Genomic DNA, 19219 nt, shown 5'->3' on the forward strand with positions numbered 1-19219 from the left:
GGCAGGGCAGCCGAAAGATGCTTGGTCTTAGGTAGTTACGTTTAAGGTGATGGGGGCAAAGACGGATTAACTTTCTTGCCAAATCTCCCAAGAACGGTCCGCTTGAAGTTCCAGCATGCGCAAGCCATTGGAAATTTGGGCGCCTTTGGCCTCTCCGGCGGCTAGAAAAGCCGTTTTTTCCGGGTTGTAAATCAGGTCGAACAGAAAATGCTGGTCAGTTATAAATTCATAGGGTAGGGCAGGCTGCTGTTCAATATTGGGGTGTGTTCCCAATGGCGTACAATTTATAAGAATGGTGTGTTCCTTTAATACCTCTTCGGTTACTTGGTTGTAACTTATTTTGTTCTTTCCCGGATTTCTTGAAACGAAAACATAGGAAATACCAAGTTCACCCAAAACATAGGCCACAGCTTTAGAAGCGCCGCCTGTACCTAAAATAAGCGCTTTGTTATGGTGCGGTTTAAGGAAAGGCGCCATGGCATTTTTAAACCCATAGGCGTCCGTATTGAATCCTTTTAGCCCGTTTTTAGAGAACTGTATGGTGTTTACGGCTCCTATTTTTTCGGCTTCGGGGTCTAGCTCTGTGAGGAAAGGCATTACCTCCTGCTTGTACGGAATGGTAACGTTCATTCCCTTAATATCCGAGTTGTTGTCCAATACGTCCTGAATTTCTTCAATAGCCTGAAAATCGAAGTTTTCGTACGAATGGTCCTCCAAACCTAAATCCGCAAATTTTTGGGTGAAGTACCCTCTGGAGAATGAATATGAAATGTCTTTACCTACTAGTCCGAATCGTACTTTTTTCATCTTTAATATTTAGGCTAAAGTGTAAAATAGTTTATGCTTGTTGTGTTAACTCCGTATTCTTACGCGTCTTTCCGTACCAGTCCAATACCAATAAAATGGCAATACCAAAGATTACAAAAAATAAGGCCCACCAGGTTTCCGAAGTAGTCAGATCGGGAAAGAAACGTTCATAGTTGCTTATAATCTCTTTTCCATTGCTATCCAAAACCAATTCTCCTGAGGCATCGGTTTTAAAAATAGTGCGTTTCCATGGCCAAACCACGCCCAGAGACCCAGTTATAAAGCCTATGATAACTGCCGTGGTAATGTGTTTGTAGTTCTTAAGAACATAGGTCAGAAGATGGGAAAGGCTAACCAAGCCCGTTGCTGAACCGGCCGTAAACACGGCCAAAATGATTAAAGTGTCCAAGCGTTCCTTATTGCTGGTAAAACTGTAATCGCCTTGTAAAACTTCTGCAAAAGTATCGTAGAGGGCATTAACGGAATCTACCAATAACAACACGTAATTGCCCAAAAGAATAAGTATAAAGGAGCCGGAAAGACCCGGTAACGTCATACCGGATACACTAATAATACCGCAAACGAAAATAAAAAACAGATTGTCGTTCTCTTTGGCGGGATTTAAAAAACTTATGGATATACCTACAATAAGACCAATAATGCCGGCCGTTATGGTTTTTTTGTTCCAGTGTTCAAAGTCCTTTGAAATGTAATAGATGGAACCTAAAATCATACCAAAGAATGCGGCCCAGACAAAGAGTTCTTTTTGCTCCAAGAAATAATCCAAGAGTTTGGAAACACTAAAATAGCTGACCAGCATTCCAAAAATCAAAAGGGAGAGAAACGTACCGTTAATATACCTGAAGAAGCTCTTGAACCTACCGTTTAGTAATAGCTTGAATGCTTTGCGGTTTATTTTTTGAAGCGAGTAAATAAACTCTTCGTAAAAACCACCCACAAATGCAACAATACCTCCTGATACACCGGGTACTTTATTAGCGGCACCCATGCACAGACCTTTTATGACCAAAAAGAATTTGTCAAGAAATGTTCTGGTATTGTACATGAAAAGGGAACTTATTTTTTAGAAGCGGTTCTTTCAAGGATGAAAATTACCAAGAAACCGGCCAATGCCGCTACAACGGCAATCATAAGTTGATTGTCGCCATCAAAATTAAACGGACTTACATTTTCGTCTATGGTAATGATTTTTTCGCCAATGGTTTTGGTATCCAGTACTCTTTTCCAAGGCCATATTTTGTTAAGCGACCCCACTATAAAACCGGTCAGTAAGGCTAAGGTAAGGTTCTTTTGATTATTGAACATCCACTTTAAAAGCTTGGCAAAACTCAAAAGACCGAATATAGCCCCAACACCTACAGTACCAATGATCTTAAAATCCAGATTATGAACGGCATCAATAATGGTTTTATACGATCCTAACAGAACCAAAATAAAAGCTCCGGAAATACCTGGAAGAATCATGGCACAAATGGCTAAAGCCCCTGAAAGAAAAAGATAGGGAAGGCTATCCGCACTTTCCGAAGGGGGTAAAATAGTAATGTAATAGGCCACGGCAGCTCCTAAAATTAGAGCAATAATCGTTTTTGCGTTCCATTTTTGAACCTCTTTCCCTACGAGTAGGATACTTGCTATAACCAGTCCAAAAAAGAAAGACCAGATAAGGATTGGCTTATTTTCCAACAACCAGCTTACCAGTTTTGCCAGAGACAGAACGCTTATGGCAATCCCGGCAAAAAGGGCCAATAGAAAATTTCCGTTCAGTTTGTTCCAAGCGGCTTTTAGTCCGTTTTCCTTAAGCTCCTTAAAAAGAGAAAGGTCTACATTGTTAATAGAGGTGATAAGTTCTTCGTAGATTCCGGAAATAAAGGCAATTGTGCCTCCTGAGACTCCTGGTACAACATCGGCGGCGCCCATGGCCATACCTTTTAAGGTAATGAAAGTATAGTCTAAAAAGTTTCTTTTTTCCATGTGGTTTGTTCGTTGAAAAGCAAAAATAGCTTTTAAAATTTGAACGTAGGAAAAAATGGACCAAGCCCTTATAATTTTAAACTAGAAAAATTATAAGGGCTTGGTAATTAATTGTTTATTTTGAAGATTTTTCGGCTTTTTCTACAGCTTTTAAAACCCACTCGGATTTGGTATACTGAGGAAATTCCTCAAAGAATAGCGGTAATTTTTGAATATCTATTTTTAATGCGTCCATCAAGCAAATACGACCGTTAATAATATCGTTATTAGCTAAATGAAAACCGGCCGCTTTGTATTTAAGTTCTGCATTGTCCGGATAGAATTCCTGTCCTTGGGCCAAAATCTGTAATGCGCTGGTAGCGTCTTCATTGTTAAGGACAACATCTGCCCAGTTAAGCCATGTCTTTAGTTCGTAATTGCCTAGGTCTACAGCTTGTTTAAAGGCAAAATCTGCCTGATCATACTTCTTAAGCGCAGCATTAATGTAGGCGCACTTTTTCCAGTATAATGGATTTTCGCCATCAATATTCAAAGCCTTGTTTACGTAATAAAGGGCTTTTGTATAGTTTTCCCTTCTATAATAGAAATCGGTGATGGCCAACCAACCTTTGTCCAATAACGGGTCTTCATGAACGGTATGGTAGTAATAATACTTGGCCATATCGTCATTCTGCAACCGCTCATGACATTTACCTATTCTTAGATATGCATGCGAAGTTGGGTCCTCCATTTTAATGGTAGTCTCATAATTCTCAATGGCCTCATTGTATTTACCCAGTTTTTCAAGCACTTTCCCTTTCTCAAAATATGCACCAATAAAAGTGTCATCGGATATAATGGCAAAGTCGAATGCCGCAAGGGCCTCAGTATACATTTTTTTATACATATACTGCTTTCCAAGCTGATGCCATGCTACCTCGCAATAAGGGTTGCGCTCTAGATAATCGTTCAAGTACACAATGGCACCATCATGATCTTCCAAAAATTCAAAACAATAAATAACATTGTAAAGTGAGGAGTAGTCCTGTTCATCAAAAGAGACGCAGCGCATGAAACTCTCTTTGGCCAGTTTAAAATCGTCCATAAAGAGGTACTCCATTCCTAGTAGGGAATGAATATCAAAGCTGTTTTCTGCTAAATCCAAGGCTTGGTTAAGCAGGGCTACCGCCGCTTCGTGATTGTCTTTTTTAGAATATATGTTAGCGCGCTGAATAAAGATTTCCTCATTGGTAGCGTCTAATATTTGAAGTTCGTCCAGATACTGCTCCGCAATATCCAGTTGGTTTTCAAAAACCAATACCTCAATATTCAACAACTTCAGTTCAATAGAATCTGGGTGCTGTTGCAGACCAATTTTAATTGCTTTTTTCGCTAGCGCTATTTTGCCGTTGTTCAAATAGTGATGTATGATGTCTTCAAAATCTTCGGCATCAAAGAAATAGATGTCGTCGGTTTTAAGCATCGATTCAAACTTGGCAATCGGCCTATTGGGCCTTTCGTTGGATTCTAACGCCATAGGAACGTTTTGGTTAAACTATGTTATTAAAAGTAGCCTTTTGAATGGCACTTTTAAACGTGATTACACCTATATTATTAACAAATTAGTTAACAGGTTATTGCTTATAACCTTCTAAAACTTCAAGGATTATGCCACAACCGCTTTCAATCTCGTCTGTTGAAATGGTTAAAGGCGGAGAAATCCGAACCGCTTTGGGCTCAAAAAGTAACCAAAATAGAATTAAACCTTTCTTGGCACAGGTTAGTACCAAATGGTTGGCTATTTCGGCATTTTCCAGAATCAAAGCCAGCATAAGCCCTTTTCCCCTAATTTCTTTAATTAGTCGGTGTTGAAGCAGTTTTCTAACAAGGGCTTCTTTTATAAGGGTTTGAGAGATAAGTTGCGTTTCCGTAATTTCTTTAAGCGTGGCCAAGCAGGCCGCTGCAATGACCGGATTTCCACCAAAAGTGGTAATATGGCCTAGTTTCGGGCTGTCCTGTAGGGTAGCCATGAGTTTTTGGGATGCGGTAAATGCACCTACGGGAAGTCCGGAAGCCATTCCTTTTCCGATAACCAAAATATCGGGAACACAGTCATAATGCTCAAAAGCGAACAGTTTTCCCGTACGGCCAAAACCAGGTTGAATCTCATCTAATATCAGCAAAGTGCCCGTTTCGTTACAGCGCTGACGCACTTTTTTTAAATACCCGTTTTTAGGCTCAATAAAACCGGCACCTCCTTGTATGGTCTCTAAAATGACCCCGGCCGTTTTTCTGGTTATTTTTTTTAAATCGTCCTCGTTATTGAATTCAATAAAACCTACATCCGGTAGAAGCGGCCTAAAGGCACTTTTTCGTTCTTCATAGCCCATTAGGCTTAAACTGCCCATGGTATTGCCATGGTAGGCGTGCCGCGCAGCCAGTAATTGGCTTCTTCCCGTAGCTCTTCTTGCCAGCTTTATGGCGCCCTCAACGGCTTCTGTTCCGCTGTTGACCATATACGTGGTCTCCAAAGAATCCGGTAAAAGCGATGCCAGTAATTTTGTGTAGGCTACGGCAGGTTGCTGAACATACTCCCCATATACCATAACATGCATATAGGTTTCCGTTTGTTCCTGAATGGCGGTCACTACTTTAGGGTGACAATGGCCAAGACTACATGCCGAAACCCCTGCAACAAAATCTAAATGAGCGTTGCCCTTGGTGTCATAAATATAACTGCCCTTAGCGTGCGAAACCTCTAAAACCAACGGATGTGGAGAGGTTTGCGCCTGATATTTTAAAAAATCTTGTTTCATTGTACGGAACTGGAAGTCACTTTTTTGACCTTAGGCCTAAGGGTAGGGGCCGGAGCTTTGTTGTTGGCCGGGGGAATATTGTTTACCGGGTCATTGGAATTACCGGAACGTTCCGCCTCTTCAGCATCAATATCTATAGGATTTTCTATACCTCTTATGATGGGGAGGACAACGTTGTTGTCATCTTCATCAAAAATATCATCTTTTGTTACTATACGTTCATCACCACGCCAAATGAAACCTTTTAGTTTCCTGCTTTCAACGGGAAGTTCCGTTTCTGGAAAAATATCGCCATCAGGCTCTATGAAAAACGTAAGGTCTTCCACATCGTTATTGGCCATTACAATATTTATCTTGCTGCAAATGGTCTTGTCTATACCTATAAGCTCTTCATCATCATTGTACATGTAGTAAATAACTTCGGTATTCTTTACCAAGTCTATGTATTTAAGCTCGTTGTCTACAAATTTACCAAATAGGTCTTTGCCTTTGGCTTGGTTGTAGCCGGTCATACTTATACTATCCAACGAAATAATAAAAGCATTTTCCAATACTTTGAGCGAGTCTAATTTTTCTGTTTCCAAGTTGGATATCAGATGAATGCTGTCTCCCGTCATTTGATTATCGCCGTTCCATAAAACCGGATTTCGTATTAATTGGGTAATTCCTGTTTTTTCCGAAGAATGAATGGAATCACATTTTCCGCTTAAATCGGTTTTGTAGAATTTTGCGTTTCTAAAGGCACGTAGTATCCTGTTTTCGGGTTTTCCGGTAATCATTAAGGTATCCCCATGCATATAGAGTGAATCCTGCTCCACAAGACTAATTGAAACAGCCCGTTTTGTGGCAAATACGGAATCCTTCGCTTTAAAGACCTCGGCATAGTGCGCACGGATAATTCCGTTGTTTACCGTATCCGTTACTATAATATTATTCGTGGCAGAGGCAAATTCTGTGGCTTTATCAAAATAAACACTGTCCCCTTCAATAATACGGTTATTGTAGTCTATACGGGTGTTTTTTATCCCGTAGCCACTTTCAATTTTAGTGTCGTAAAAGCCGCGTTCGCAATAGATTTTATAAGTTTCTCCGGTTATGGTAGAAGGGCCGTACATGTATGCGTTCTTGGAGGTAGTATAGTAGTCCAGTTGCTCGGAATCCACAATATACTGTGGGTTGTCTATATGTACACTGTCTAGAAACTGATACTTATCCAATTCCATGAAATAGCGACCAATTTCACTGGTAAGCGTGTTGGTTGAATCTACAATGGTTCCGAAACTGTTGTAGTAAGCTTCTTGTTTCTCACGGTCTAGATATAATGTATCTGTCCTAAGTGTTACTTTGCTACTCTTCTGGTCAGTCTCTAAAAGAACGCTTTCAAAGGCTTTGGCCAATTTGGTTTCTCCGTCATAATTAATTTTACCACTGGTCATTTCTAGGGAATCCCCTTGTTGCAAGCGCACATTGCCCAGAGCACGTAAACGGTTTTCTTTTTGGTAATATATGGCAATATCGCACCAGAGGTCTGCTCCTTGGTGTTCAAATTGTACTTGTTTGTCATCCTTGCTAAAGATAGAGGCACCGGGAAATTGGGCTTCGTTTTTAGTGAAGTTGGCACCGTAAACAATATTGATCTGTTTACTCTGTGTGGTATCCTTAGAGGAAGTCTTTTCCTCTTGTGCATGGCCTATAAGAGTTGCGCCAAGGAAGAACAAAAAAATGCGGAGTAGGTTCAATGCTATCTGAATTTTGCCCAAAAGTAGGTTTTTTTTAAAGGAAGCAATATAGTTTAGGATAGATTTAGGAGGTTTACAGAACGCACTGAAATCTGTAAGTATCCACACTATCCTAAACTACATATCGAAAATTGTATATTCCGAAGCTCTTCTATAACCTTTGGTTATCTGTGTATAGTCTGCGTACGGTCAGGCCCTACGGAAACTATTTTAATAGGCACTTCAAGTTCTTTTTCCAAGAAACTGATGTATTCCTGCAACGATGCAGGTAACTGATCGGCACTGCTCATTTTTGTAAGGTCTTCTTTCCAACCTTTCATTTCCGAGTAAACGGGCGTTACGTTCTCTGCTTCGATATTAAACGGAAGGTGCTCTATTTTCTCTCCTTTGTAATTGTAGGCGGTACATACTTTTATGGTATCAAATCCACTTAAAACATCGGCTTTCATCATCATCAATTCGGTAACACCGTTAATGATCACAGCATATTTTAAAGCAACAAGGTCTAACCAACCACATCTTCTAGGGCGGCCAGTGGTAGCGCCAAATTCATTACCCACGCGGGCCATGGTCTCACCGTCCTCATCAAAAAGTTCAGTAGGAAAAGGGCCGCTACCAACTCGGGTCGTATAGGCTTTAAAAATACCTTTTACATCGCCAATTTGGTTTGGAGCAACTCCAAGACCGGTACAGGCACCTGCAGCCGTGGTATTGCTGGATGTTACAAAAGGATAAGTTCCAAAGTCAATATCCAATAAAGAACCTTGTGCGCCTTCTGCCAATATTTTCTTTCCGCTTTTTTGAGCTTGGTAAAGATATTCCTCACTGTCAATAAAAGTCAGCTCTTTCAATTCGGCAACAGACTCAAAGAAGTCTTTTTCCAATTCTGCCAAATCATACTGTATATCTACATTGTAATAAGCGATCATGGCTTCGTGCTTGTTGGCCAGATTGCGGTATTTTTCTTTCCAATCGGACATTTCAAGATCACCGATACGCATACCGTTACGGCCTGTCTTGTCCATATAAGTTGGGCCTATTCCCTTTAGGGTAGAACCAATTTTTGCTTTTCCCTTGGATGCTTCCGAAGCCGCATCCAACAAGCGGTGCGTAGGCAATATTAGGTGCGCTTTTCTTGAGATGAACAATTTGGACTTTATGTCTAAATTGAACTTTTTTAATGCGTCTAATTCTTTTTTGAAGATTACCGGGTCTATAACTACCCCGTTACCAACAATATTTAAGGCATTTTTGTGAAAAATTCCCGAAGGTATGGTGTGCAATACGTGTTTTATGCCATCAAACTCCAATGTATGCCCTGCGTTTGGGCCTCCTTGAAATCTAGCGATGATGTCATAATCTGTTGTAAGTACATCAACAATTTTTCCTTTTCCTTCGTCTCCCCACTGTAATCCTAACAATAAATCTACTGCCATTTAAAATTTTGGTTAGCTGTTCGTGTTTTCGTTTTTATTTCGAGTACCATAAAAATAAAGGGAGTGTGTATTGATTTTGATATCAAAAACTTCCTCAATGGTTTTCTTTATAGATTGAATACGAGGATCACAAAATTCCATTACCTCACCGGTATCGGTTAAAATAACATGATCATGTTGGCGATCAAAATATGATTTCTCGTATTGTGCCTGGTTTTTGCCAAATTGATGTTTGCGAACCAGTTTACACTCCAATAAAAGTTCTATAGTGTTATAGAGTGTAGCACGACTTACCCTGTAGTTCTTGTTCTTCATGTTTATGTACAGCGATTCAATGTCAAAATGATCTTCGCTATCATAAATTTCTTGAAGTATGGCATAGCGTTCGGGTGTTTTTCTATGCCCATTTTCTTCTAAAAAAGTGGTGAAAACGTTTTTTACGATTTCTTGATTTTTGTTGGCTGCCATAACTAGGGTTATATTCGTCAATCCGCAAAGGTACGGTTATATTTTAATTACGATTCTAAATTCTTGTGACTTTATCTATTCCGTTAATTTTCTTCAGATTTGCCATCAATTTTTTTAGAATACCATTATTTTTAACAACTACGGTAATGGTGCCCTTAAATGTACCGCCATCTGTACTAAAGTTAAGGTTACGGATGTTTACGTGCATATTGTCCGATATAACCTCGGTAATCTCACTTACCAAACCTAAGTTGTCAATTCCCGTAAGGCGTATTTCAGATAGGAATTCTTCTTGGCTGGAGTCTATCCATTTGGCACTAATGATGCGGTATGCGTAGTTAGACTGTAATTGTATGGCATTGGGGCAGTTCTTTTTATGCACTTTAATACCTTCGTTTACACTTACGAAACCAAATACTTCATCCCCGGGAATGGGATTACAACATTGCGAAAGTTTGTACTCCAGTTTCTCTTCTTCTTTACCAAATACAAGAACATCGTATTTGGAGGTAATCTCTTCTTTTTGGACTTCCAACGGATTGGGGTTCCTTCTCATTTTGTTTTTGAAGAAACTTATAAAGGCGTTGGAGTAGGAAGACGAAAAGTCTTTGAGCATTTGGTTGTCTATAGACCCAATGCCTACCCGGTAAAAAAGATCCAGACTAGTTTTTAGCTTAAAGAAAGTTACCATTTTATTGATGGAATCTTCATTAAGCGTAACTTTCTGGGATTTTAATTTTCTCCGGAGAATTTCTTTGCCTTCTTCAGCAACCGATTTTTTCTCTTCCCGTAAAGAAGATTTTATTTTGGCCCTTGCTCTAGCCGTTGTAGCGTAGTCCAACCAGTTTTGGTTGGGTTTTGCCTGTTCTGAGGTAATTATTTCTACTTGGTCACCGCTATGAAGCGTGGTGTTCAGTGGAACAAGCTTTCCGTTTACTTTTGATCCTCGCGTTCGCATCCCCACTTCTGTATGGATATTAAAGGCAAAATCCAATGGGGTAGCCCCTTTGGGTAATGATTTTAGTTCGCCCTTAGGTGTAAAGACGAAGATTTCCTTGGCATACAGGTTCAGTTTAAATTCCTCAACAAAGTCTACCGCATTGGTGTTGGCGTTCTCAAGCGCTTCTTGTAAACGGTTGAGCCAAACTTCAATACCCTGTTCTTTCTGGTCGCCATGCTTATATTTAAAATGTGCGGCATACCCTTTTTCTGCAATTTCATGCATACGTTCACTACGGATCTGAACTTCTACCCAACGTCCTTTTGGCCCCATTACGGTAATATGTAGGGCTTCATATCCGGTAGATTTAGGCGAAGAAATCCAATCCCGAAGGCGCACAGGGTTGGGGGTAAAGTGATCGGTTACGATGGAGTAGATTTTCCAGGCCAGGAATTTTTCGTTCTGCCGATCCGATTTATAAATAATACGAATGGCAAATTTGTCATATATCTCCTCAAAAGAAACATTCTGGGCTTTCATCTTTCGCCTAATGGAGAAAATGGATTTCATCCTACCCTTAATGTAATAGTTAAGTCCCTCTTCTTTTAAAGACTTATCTATAACTCCCGAAAAAGCATCTATATAAGCCTGTTGGTCTTCTTTGGATTCCTCGATCTTACCCTTAATACCGTTATAAACATTAGGTTCGGTATACTTTAAACTGAGGTCTTCCAGGTCTGTTTTTATATTATAAAGCCCAATACGGTGTGCTAAAGGGGCGTAGATATACAAAGTTTCGGAAGCCATTTGTACCTGCTTATGCTCGGGCATGGCATCCATAGTAAGCATGTTATGGTAGCGATCTGCGATTTTAATGATAATTACACGAACATCGTCATGAAGGGTGAGCAACATCTTCCGAAAGTTTTCGGCCTGTTGTGAGGTGCTCATATCCTTTTTTAGGTGCGCAATTTTGGTAAGACCGTCTACGATACGGGCAACGGTTTCACCAAACATCCGTTCAATGTCATCCAGTGTGTATTCCGTGTCCTCAACCACGTCATGTAGTAGGGCAGATGCTATGGATGTAGCATCAAGACCAATTTCCGAAGCTACTATTTTTGCCACCGCTATAGGGTGGAATATATAGGCTTCGCCGGATTTTCTCCGTTGGTTTTTATGAGCGTCTACGGCAATTTCAAATGCAGAGCGTATAAGCGTTTTATCATCATCCGATAGGTGTTGATAGCTTATACGTAGCAATTCTTTGTATTGCTTCGCAATCTCTTTATTTTCCTTTTCTATAGCTTCCTGCGTCATATTCAAATAAAAATAGAACAATCTTGGCAGTCGTACAACAAAAATTATTCCTCTTTTTGGGCTATGGTCAAAGTGTCTTAAATTTTAAATAAGGCTATTGAAGTTACCGTTTTAGATTCTGGATCCTGTCCAAAAGAGTAGGATGGGAATAGTGCATAAAAACGAAAGCAGGATGGGGCGTAAGGTTGCTTAAACTGTTTTTGGATAATTTCTTTAATGAGGTGATGAGTGGTAATGCGGCATAGGTATCTTTGGCGTAATCATCTGCCTGATATTCAAATTTTCGGGAAAAGTGGTTCATGATCAAACCTGTAATTTCCGAAATGGGACTGTATAGAATAGCAAAACCGATCAAGGCTGCATGAAAACTGGGTTGAGACACGCCAATAGCTATGGATACCGCCGGATTATTGATGAACAATGATAGCACAAATAGCGTAACACCCGTTAACGCCAAAGAAGCGATAAGATTAAAGATAATGTGCTTTTTCTTGTAATGTCCTACTTCATGTGCCAAGACGGCTACGATTTCCTCTTCATCCAAATCGTTGATCAAGGTGTCGTACAGTGTAACCCTTTTTTCTTTCCCGAAGCCGGAGAAATAAGCATTGGCCTTTGTAGAGCGTTTGGAACCATCTATTACAAATATATTATTGAGTTCAAAGCCTACGTTTTTTGCAAATGCCTCTATTTTGGTTTTTAAACTACCATTTTCCAGAGGGGTTTGCTTATTGAACATAGGAACAATCAGTTTGCTGTAGAACAGGTTCATGAAAATTGTAAACACGGCTACAAGCGCCCAAGCGTACACCCAAAAATAGGAGCCCGCTAATTGAAAGAACCAAATAATCAATGACATGATAAGTCCACCTACAATGGCGATCATCAACCATCCTTTTATTTTATCCATAAAGAAGGTACCCTTTGTGGTTTTATTGAACCCAAATTTTTCCTCTATTACAAAAGTGGAATAATAGGAAAAGGGCAAGGTGATTATATCGCTTCCTATCATGATAATACCAAAGAACATAAGTGCCATTGGTATGGGTTGTTCGGTAACCGTTCGTACCATCTGATCAACCCATTCAAATCCTCCAAAAATTAAAAAACCTAAAGTCAAGAGAAATGAAAAGCTAGAGGTTAGCAGTCCAAAACGGTAATTGGTCTTTTTGTAGGCTTGTGATTTCTTGTATTCGGTTTCGTCAAAAACATCACTGAGCTCATCGGGAACGGGGTCATTGTAGCGTTTGGCGTTCAGGTAATCCAGAACGGTTTCAATGATAAACTGCAGTACAAGAATGGTTACAATAGTGTAAAACAGAATACTCATGTGTTATCGTTTTTTAAAAATGAAGTTGGCCTGATAGAAGAACAACGGCTTTTTATTGAAAATCTCGCTGTCTTTTGGCTTCAAAGATAAGAATAGCTGCGGATACGGATACATTCATGGAATCTATCTCACCTTGCATAGGTATAATAATGTTCTGTTTAGAACTCTTTAGCCATTCTTGGGAGAGTCCGTCTGCTTCTGTTCCTACAACAATGGCAGAGCCAGGTTTAAAATTGGTTTTGATATAGTTTTCAGAAGCGGATAGTGCGGCACAATAAATGGCAATGTCCTGTTTTTTTAAAAAATCGATTACTTCGGTAGTGCTGCCCATGGCTATTTTGTTGGTAAATACGCAGCCCACGCTAGAGCGAATAATATTAGGGTTATAGAGGTCCGTTCTTGGGTTGGCAATAATAACGGCATCCAAGTTGGCGGCATCTGCGGTACGTAAGAGTGCACCAATATTTCCGGGTTTTTCAGGAGCTTCGGCCACAAGTATAAGCGGATTCTTATTTTGGAGTTGCAAATCGTTCAACAAAGTGGTTTTACTTTTGGCAATGGCTAAAATACCTTCGGTGGTCTGTCTATATGCTAATTTTTGGTAGACATCCTTTGTAATTTCAATGTATTCGGGCGTTAATAAAGATTTTTCAAAAAGAGCCGTAGTTTCGTTCGTGTCAATTACTTCCGCTTGATAAAGTACGGTTTCAATTTCATACCCTCCTTTTAGCGCCAATTGAATTTCTCGAAATCCCTCTATTATAAAAAGCCCGGATTTCTTACGTTCCCTGGATTTCTCTTTTAGGAGCAGGATTTTTTTTACTAACGAATTTTGGGCGCTAGAGATTTGCTTAATTTTATGCATACGGCAAATGTAAATAAAAGAGGAATTCTGCGACCTATGCACCTAACACTAAAAACAATCACATGAAACGATTTTTTTCAATTTTATTGGTATTGGGCCTAACCAACTGTAAAGAAGCTCCAAAGGAAAGCAAACCGGCTGAACAGGCAACGAAAACAGAAATGCCAGTTAAGGAAAATAACTACCCTGAAGCATTAAACAAAGTTTTTGATGCCCACGGGGGATTGGCCGAGTGGAAAAACAAACGAACACTCAGTTTTGAATTGGTTAAGCCAGATGCTAATGAGAAGCACACGGTGGATTTATATTCAAGAAAAGATAAAATTGAAATTCCGCCTTCAACTATAGGATTTGACGGAAAAGATGCTTGGTTACTAGATGAGCAGAAGGCCTACAAGGGTAACGCTAATATGTACCACAACCTTATGTTCTATTTTTACGCAATGCCCTTTGTTTTAGCAGATTCGGGTATAAACTATGGAGAGGCGGAAGATTTGGAGTATGAGGGTAAAAAGTACCCGGGAATTCATATAAGCTATAATGATGGGGTAGGCGCTTCTTCTAAAGATGATTATTTCTTGTATTACGACCCGGCAACCTATGAAATGGCATGGTTAGGGTATACATTTACTTTTGGAACCAATGAAAAATCGGATAAGTTGAGCTTTATTCGTTATAATGATTGGGGTACCTTTAATGGGGTAAAATTGCCAAAGTCAATTTCATGGTACACCAATGAGGGAAGGACTATTGGGGAAGTTAGGAATACGGCCCAGTTTAGCAATATTTCATTGGAGGAAGCATCAAAACCTGATGCATTTTATGCCGTTCCCGAAAATGCAAAAGTCATCTTAAATCCCTAAAATTTCTTATTTTTTTAAGTACCTTGTATCTTTAAATTTTATTTGGATATGGAGGTATTGTTATTCGGCATTGCCAAAGATATAGTAGGTAAGTCATCTTTCCGTTTTGCGGAAGGTGACGAGGTACCTAAATCTGTTTTGGAATTGAAACAGAAATTAAAGAACAGCTTCCCGGATTTCGGGAAGCTTTCTTCTTTAGCGGTAGCCGTAAACAGCGAGTATGCGGAAGATAGTGAAAGTCTGAATCAAGGAGATGAAATTGCTATAATACCACCGGTAAGTGGTGGTTGATTTTGATATATGGTTATAGAAATTGTAGATATAATTGATCCTGGAAAGGTCTATACAGAGCTTTCGCATCCCAATAGCGGGGGTATTTGCGTCTTTGTAGGTGCCGTAAGGGAGTTTACCAATAACGAAGAGGTTACAGGTCTGGAATTTGAGACTTATAAAAACATGGCCCTCAAAGAGATGGAGAAAATAGCGACTGAGGCCACTGAAAAGTGGAAGTTGAACAAAGTGGTTATCCGTCATGCCGTTGGAAAAAAGGCAGTTGAAGAGCCAGTTGTGGTGGTAGGGGCATCCTCTGCACACCGCGATGCTTGTTTTGAGGCCTGTCGTTATTTAATAGACACTTTAAAAGAGCGTGTGCCCATCTGGAAAAAGGAAATTTTTAAGAATAAAACGGTTTGGGTTTCGGCACATCCATAGGAACTAAAAAGAACGATACCGAAAAATTAGGAACAATCCTTATTTTTCATTTACACGGAGAATGATAAATGTATGCTGGTAGACAATCATAATAGAACTATAAATTACGTCCGTTTGGCGGTAACGGACCGTTGCAATTTGCGCTGTAACTATTGCATGCCGGCAGAGGGAATCAATTTTGCTAAAAACGATAAGCTTTTTACCATAGATGAGCTTTCGCGATTGAGTGAAATTTTGGTGTCCCAAGGCGTAGATAAAATTAGGATTACCGGCGGGGAGCCATTTGTACGTAAGGATTTAATGGTGCTTATGCGTCATATGGCGCAACTAGAAGGTCTTAACGATATATCTATTACCACTAACGCTACGTTAATAGGTCCTTATATTGATGAGCTGAAGGAATTGGGCATCAAGAACATTAACGTAAGTATGGATGCCATTAACCGTGAGACTTTTGAAAAAATCACACGTCGCAATCAGTATGATATAGTCCATAACAATATTATTCGGTTAATTACGGAAGGTTTTAATGTTCGGATTAATTTTATTGCCTTGGATGGTCAGAATACGGAAGATATTTTACCCATGCTAGAGCTTACCAAGCATTATGATGTGTCCGTGCGTTTTCTTGAAGAGATGCCCTTTAACGGAGGAAGCAAGACTTTTGAGAGCATTGCATGGGATTACAAGCGGATTCTTGGGTACATTAAAGAAGCCCATCCCGATTATTACGAGTTGGAATCGCCTAAAACATCAACCTCCATCAATTATAAAATACCTGGGTTCAAAGGTACTTTTGGGGTTATTCCTTCTTTTAGCAGAACATTTTGTGGTACCTGTAACCGTTTACGAATTTCCGCTACGGGAGATGTAATTACCTGTCTTTACGCACAGCCCAGTATGAACCTGCGGGCTATTTTGAGAGTTAAGGATTCTGAAGAAAAAATAAAGGAAAGTATTTTAAAGGCCATAGGAAGCCGTTCAAAAACGGGCTTTGAGGCGCAACAGAAGTACAAAGGTGTATTCTCTAATTCAATGACCTCAATAGGGGGCTAGATTCATGGAAAAAAAACTTTCACATATAGATGCTTCGGGTAACGCAGCCATGGTAGACGTATCCGAAAAAAAGGTAACGGCAAGAACTGCTGTAGCTTCGGGGCGCGTTGAGTTTCCCAAAGCGGTGTTTGAAACTTTGGCGGCTCAAGATTTTCTAGGTAAAAAAGGTAGCATAATTCAAACGGCGGTAATTGCGGGTATTCAGGCGGTAAAGAAAACATCGGAATTGATTCCGCTTTGCCATCAAATCAACCTTTCAAAAGTACAGATAGATATTTTGCCCAAAAATCAGGCTTTAGAGATTACGTGCACCGTAAAATGTACCGAAAAAACAGGGGTTGAGATGGAGGCGTTGACCGGAGTTTCGGTTAGTGCGCTCACCATTTATGATATGTGTAAGGCGCTTTCTCATGACATACAAATTAGCGCTATTCAATTGAAAGAAAAAACAGGAGGAAAAAATGATTATAGGTCCTAAAATATACGGTTTGGTGCTTGCTGGTGGAAAAAGCACCCGAATGGGAAAAGACAAAGGTTTAATACCTTATCATGGCATGCCGCAGCGCGATTATCTTTATAATCTTTTGGGAAGGGTCTGTGATAAGACGTTTTTAAGCATCCGGCCGGAGCAGCAAGATGAGATTGCAGATGATGTAGCGGTAATCGTTGATGAGAATAAGTACAAAGGGCCTTACAACGGACTCCTTTCGGCCCATTTACAGCATCCGGATGTGGCTTGGTTGGTTTTGGCTTGTGACCTTCCTTTAATGGATTTAAAGGCGTTACAGGAATTGATTGCGGCCCGTGACCCTAATAAAGTGGCGAGTTCCTTTGCTCAAAAAGAAGACCCGTTGCCCGAGCCGTTATGTGCTATTTGGGAGCCAGCGGCCTTTAAGGAGAGTTTGGCCTATTTGGAAAGTGGTAACGGAACCTGTCCTAGAAAATATTTGATCAATAGTGATGTGAAATTGGTTTTCCCTTCTGACCCGAATGTCCTTTTGAATGCCAATTCTGAGGAAGAATATAAGGAAGCCATCGTGAAATTAGCAGTAGAATGAACGCAGAACGCTACGACCGACAAACAATTTTAAAGGAATTTGGAATGGAGGCCCAGCTCAAATTACAGTCGGCCAAGGTGCTGGTGGTAGGAGCTGGCGGACTAGGGGTTCCTGTGTTGACCTATCTCAATGCGATGGGGGTAGGAACTTTGGGGATTGTAGATAATGATGTGGTTTCTCTTTCAAACCTACACAGACAAGTGCTCTATTCTGAAAGCGATGTAAAAAAGCCTAAGGTAGCAACAGCCGTTCAAAAACTGAAAGATCAGAACTCTGAGACCCATATTATTTCTTACGAAACCTTTCTAACTCGTGATAATGCACTTGAAATCATAACGGATTATGATGTAGTGGTAGATGCTTCAGATAATTTTCCAACCCGCTATTTAGTGAACGATGCTTGTGTAATCCTGAATAAACCATTTGTATATGGGGCATTACATAGCTTTGAAGGTCAGGTGAGTGTGTTTAATTTTGAAGGAGGGCCAACCTACCGTTGTCTTTTTCCAGAAATGCCAAAGCCCGATGAAGTGCCTAATTGTGATGAGAACGGGGTTTTGGGAATTGTACCGGGAATTATCGGCAATTTTCAAGCCTTGGAAACTGTTAAGGTGATAACGGAAATTGGGCAGGTGCTTACAGGAAGGCTGCTACTTTTTGATGGATTGTCCAGTACGTTCCAGAAAATCCGTTTTGCGGCAAATCCTGAAAATCAGAAGATAAATGCGCTGCAAGAGAGTTATAAGTTTAATTGCGAAGTGCCAATGAATTCTATTACTCCAGATGCTTTTCAAAAAATCATAGAAGAAAAAGAGGTGCAACTTATAGACGTAAGGACACCCAAGGAATTTAGTAGAAACCATTTATCTTTTGCCAAAAACATCCCACTTTCCGAATTGGATGAACGTCATGATGAAATTGCATATGACACTAAGGTCTATGTGGTCTGCCAGTCTGGGGTAAGGAGTAGAAAGGCAGTAACAAAACTGCAGGGTATTCATGCCAATGCCAATCTGATTAATGTTGAAGGAGGGATGAACCAAATTTCAAAACATGCTCTTAAGTACTGAGAACTTGGTGCTCTTGTGTCTGGGATTCTTTATTGTTGCTACCCTGTATTCTTCAGTGGGCTTTGGAGGCGGCTCTAGCTATTTGGCGTTGTTAACACTCTTTTTAGGGGGCTTTTTTGCCATACGTTCGATTGCTTTAATATGTAATTTGGTAGTAGTTTCGGGTAGTACTTATTTATATTTTAAAAATGGCCATGCTAAATTTAAAGACTTTTTGCCTTTTGTTTTGGCCAGTATACCGCTAGCATTTCTTGGCGCTTCGTTTAGATTAGAGGAACATATTTTTTTCCTCTTGTTGGGTTTTTCTTTGGTAACTTCCTCTATTTTCTTGGCCTCTCAAACTTTTGTAAAACACGATACTACCGAGAAAACAGTACAATACCCTAAATTCATGACCTATGTATTGGGTGGTAGTATTGGCCTATTGTCAGGCTTAGTAGGTATTGGGGGTGGCATATTTTTAGCACCTATCCTAAATCACCTAAAATGGGATAAATCCATTAAAATAGCGGCTTTGGCCAGTTTTTTTATATTGGTGAATTCAATTTCGGGCTTGGCAGGTCTCGTTCAAGGTGGAATGTTAGAGCTCCCGTGGAAAGAGACCTTGGCACTTGTAGTATCGGTTTTGATAGGAGGGCAGTTGGGAATTCGTCTGAGCTTAAAGCGATTTACCCCTAAAGGCATCAAAAGGGTTACGGCCTTGTTGGTTTTTGTTGTAGGGGTTCGTATTTTGCTCAAATATATTCCGCAGGTATTTTAAACAAAATAG

Annotated in this window: 19 protein-coding genes; 8 read left to right on the forward strand and 11 right to left on the reverse strand. The window is 40.1% G+C overall.

Annotation, left to right across the window (positions count from 1 at the left end; all coding sequences use genetic code 11):
- Positions 1-66: 66 nt before the first annotated feature.
- The 11 genes from Q4597_RS10670 to Q4597_RS10720 all read right to left on the reverse strand — a co-directional run bounded on the left by Q4597_RS10670 (position 67) and on the right by Q4597_RS10720 (position 13692).
- Positions 67-807 carry a shikimate dehydrogenase gene (locus Q4597_RS10670; protein WP_303406206.1) on the reverse strand — a complete coding sequence of 247 codons (741 nt, stop codon included), beginning with the start codon at positions 805-807 and terminating at the stop codon, positions 67-69.
- 31 nt (positions 808-838) lie between these two features.
- On the reverse strand, positions 839-1873 hold the full coding sequence (locus tag Q4597_RS10675; protein WP_303406207.1) for a DUF368 domain-containing protein: 1035 nt from the start codon (positions 1871-1873) through the stop codon (positions 839-841).
- Positions 1874-1884: 11 nt separating this feature from the next.
- Entirely contained in the window at positions 1885-2799 is a 915-nt protein-coding gene (locus Q4597_RS10680) for a DUF368 domain-containing protein (protein ID WP_303406208.1), read from the reverse strand.
- 115 nt (positions 2800-2914) lie between these two features.
- Complete coding sequence (locus Q4597_RS10685) at positions 2915-4315, reverse strand: lipopolysaccharide assembly protein LapB (RefSeq protein ID WP_215439808.1); 1401 nt, start codon at positions 4313-4315, stop codon at positions 2915-2917.
- A 97-nt stretch (positions 4316-4412) separates the two neighbouring features.
- Positions 4413-5594, reverse strand: coding sequence for an aspartate aminotransferase family protein (locus Q4597_RS10690; protein ID WP_303406209.1), 1182 nt, complete (start codon positions 5592-5594; stop codon positions 4413-4415).
- A complete protein-coding gene (locus Q4597_RS10695; protein WP_246560556.1) occupies positions 5591-7354 on the reverse strand; it encodes an OstA-like protein in 1764 nt (587 codons plus the stop codon). Before Q4597_RS10695 ends, Q4597_RS10690 begins: the two co-directional genes overlap by 4 nt.
- A 143-nt stretch (positions 7355-7497) precedes the next feature.
- On the reverse strand, positions 7498-8769 hold the full coding sequence (locus tag Q4597_RS10700) for an adenylosuccinate synthase (RefSeq protein WP_215914210.1): 1272 nt from the start codon (positions 8767-8769) through the stop codon (positions 7498-7500).
- Positions 8770-8781: 12 nt separating this feature from the next.
- A complete protein-coding gene (locus tag Q4597_RS10705; RefSeq protein WP_215439813.1) occupies positions 8782-9237 on the reverse strand; it encodes a Fur family transcriptional regulator in 456 nt (151 codons plus the stop codon).
- Between the two features lie 55 nt (positions 9238-9292).
- Positions 9293-11497, reverse strand: a complete 2205-nt coding sequence (locus Q4597_RS10710; RefSeq protein WP_215439814.1) for a bifunctional (p)ppGpp synthetase/guanosine-3',5'-bis(diphosphate) 3'-pyrophosphohydrolase — start codon at positions 11495-11497, stop codon at positions 9293-9295.
- 103 nt (positions 11498-11600) lie between these two features.
- Positions 11601-12827 carry a M48 family metallopeptidase gene (locus tag Q4597_RS10715; RefSeq protein WP_303406210.1) on the reverse strand — a complete coding sequence of 409 codons (1227 nt, stop codon included), beginning with the start codon at positions 12825-12827 and terminating at the stop codon, positions 11601-11603.
- A 52-nt stretch (positions 12828-12879) separates the two neighbouring features.
- The gene (locus tag Q4597_RS10720) at positions 12880-13692 is read right to left on the reverse strand and encodes an RNA methyltransferase (protein ID WP_303406211.1); all 813 of its coding nucleotides are present in this window, start codon (positions 13690-13692) and stop codon (positions 12880-12882) included.
- A gap of 62 nt (positions 13693-13754) precedes the next feature.
- Between Q4597_RS10720 and Q4597_RS10725 the strand changes: the two genes are divergently transcribed.
- From Q4597_RS10725 to Q4597_RS10760, 8 genes are all read left to right on the forward strand, one after another.
- On the forward strand, positions 13755-14555 hold the full coding sequence (locus Q4597_RS10725; RefSeq protein ID WP_303406212.1) for a DUF6503 family protein: 801 nt from the start codon (positions 13755-13757) through the stop codon (positions 14553-14555).
- Positions 14556-14603: 48 nt separating this feature from the next.
- Entirely contained in the window at positions 14604-14846 is a 243-nt protein-coding gene (locus tag Q4597_RS10730; protein ID WP_215439822.1) for a MoaD/ThiS family protein, read from the forward strand.
- Between the two features lie 9 nt (positions 14847-14855).
- On the forward strand, positions 14856-15266 hold the full coding sequence (locus Q4597_RS10735) for a molybdenum cofactor biosynthesis protein MoaE (RefSeq protein WP_215914216.1): 411 nt from the start codon (positions 14856-14858) through the stop codon (positions 15264-15266).
- A gap of 72 nt (positions 15267-15338) precedes the next feature.
- Positions 15339-16322, forward strand: coding sequence for a GTP 3',8-cyclase MoaA (moaA, locus tag Q4597_RS10740; RefSeq protein WP_303406213.1), 984 nt, complete (start codon positions 15339-15341; stop codon positions 16320-16322).
- A 4-nt stretch (positions 16323-16326) separates the two neighbouring features.
- Entirely contained in the window at positions 16327-16800 is a 474-nt protein-coding gene (gene moaC / locus Q4597_RS10745) for a cyclic pyranopterin monophosphate synthase MoaC (protein ID WP_289039799.1), read from the forward strand.
- Complete coding sequence (locus Q4597_RS10750; protein WP_215439830.1) at positions 16784-17380, forward strand: NTP transferase domain-containing protein; 597 nt, start codon at positions 16784-16786, stop codon at positions 17378-17380. The genes moaC and Q4597_RS10750 overlap by 17 nt, the downstream gene beginning before the upstream one ends.
- Positions 17377-18450 (forward strand): HesA/MoeB/ThiF family protein, encoded by a 1074-nt coding sequence (moeB, locus tag Q4597_RS10755; protein WP_303406214.1) that lies wholly within the window; start codon positions 17377-17379, stop codon positions 18448-18450. The genes Q4597_RS10750 and moeB overlap by 4 nt, the downstream gene beginning before the upstream one ends.
- Positions 18434-19210, forward strand: a complete 777-nt coding sequence (locus Q4597_RS10760; protein WP_289039796.1) for a sulfite exporter TauE/SafE family protein — start codon at positions 18434-18436, stop codon at positions 19208-19210. The genes moeB and Q4597_RS10760 overlap by 17 nt, the downstream gene beginning before the upstream one ends.
- Positions 19211-19219 lie beyond the last annotated feature (9 nt).

It is taken from the genome of Zobellia sp. 1_MG-2023 (genome assembly GCF_030549125.1).
Taxonomy (GTDB): Bacteria; Bacteroidota; Bacteroidia; order Flavobacteriales; family Flavobacteriaceae; genus Zobellia; species Zobellia russellii.

Bases quoted from the DNA above. Each gene is read 5' to 3' on its own strand.
- Q4597_RS10690 (WP_303406209.1), bottom strand. From the start codon at position 5,594: ATGAAACAAGATTTTTTAAAATATCAGGCGCAAACCTCTCCACATCCG.
- moeB (WP_303406214.1), top strand. From the start codon at position 17,377: ATGAACGCAGAACGCTACGACCGACAAACAATTTTAAAGGAATTTGGA.
- Q4597_RS10700 (WP_215914210.1), bottom strand. From the start codon at position 8,769: ATGGCAGTAGATTTATTGTTAGGATTACAGTGGGGAGACGAAGGAAAA.
- moaA (WP_303406213.1), top strand. From the start codon at position 15,339: ATGCTGGTAGACAATCATAATAGAACTATAAATTACGTCCGTTTGGCG.
- Q4597_RS10710 (WP_215439814.1), bottom strand. From the start codon at position 11,497: ATGACGCAGGAAGCTATAGAAAAGGAAAATAAAGAGATTGCGAAGCAA.
- Q4597_RS10750 (WP_215439830.1), top strand. From the start codon at position 16,784: ATGATTATAGGTCCTAAAATATACGGTTTGGTGCTTGCTGGTGGAAAA.
- Q4597_RS10730 (WP_215439822.1), top strand. From the start codon at position 14,604: ATGGAGGTATTGTTATTCGGCATTGCCAAAGATATAGTAGGTAAGTCA.
- Q4597_RS10705 (WP_215439813.1), bottom strand. From the start codon at position 9,237: ATGGCAGCCAACAAAAATCAAGAAATCGTAAAAAACGTTTTCACCACT.
- Q4597_RS10725 (WP_303406212.1), top strand. From the start codon at position 13,755: ATGAAACGATTTTTTTCAATTTTATTGGTATTGGGCCTAACCAACTGT.
- Q4597_RS10715 (WP_303406210.1), bottom strand. From the start codon at position 12,827: ATGAGTATTCTGTTTTACACTATTGTAACCATTCTTGTACTGCAGTTT.
- moaC (WP_289039799.1), top strand. From the start codon at position 16,327: ATGGAAAAAAAACTTTCACATATAGATGCTTCGGGTAACGCAGCCATG.
- Q4597_RS10720 (WP_303406211.1), bottom strand. From the start codon at position 13,692: ATGCATAAAATTAAGCAAATCTCTAGCGCCCAAAATTCGTTAGTAAAA.
- Q4597_RS10670 (WP_303406206.1), bottom strand. From the start codon at position 807: ATGAAAAAAGTACGATTCGGACTAGTAGGTAAAGACATTTCATATTCA.
- Q4597_RS10680 (WP_303406208.1), bottom strand. From the start codon at position 2,799: ATGGAAAAAAGAAACTTTTTAGACTATACTTTCATTACCTTAAAAGGT.
- Q4597_RS10675 (WP_303406207.1), bottom strand. From the start codon at position 1,873: ATGTACAATACCAGAACATTTCTTGACAAATTCTTTTTGGTCATAAAA.
- Q4597_RS10685 (WP_215439808.1), bottom strand. From the start codon at position 4,315: ATGGCGTTAGAATCCAACGAAAGGCCCAATAGGCCGATTGCCAAGTTT.
- Q4597_RS10760 (WP_289039796.1), top strand. From the start codon at position 18,434: ATGCTCTTAAGTACTGAGAACTTGGTGCTCTTGTGTCTGGGATTCTTT.
- Q4597_RS10735 (WP_215914216.1), top strand. From the start codon at position 14,856: ATGGTTATAGAAATTGTAGATATAATTGATCCTGGAAAGGTCTATACA.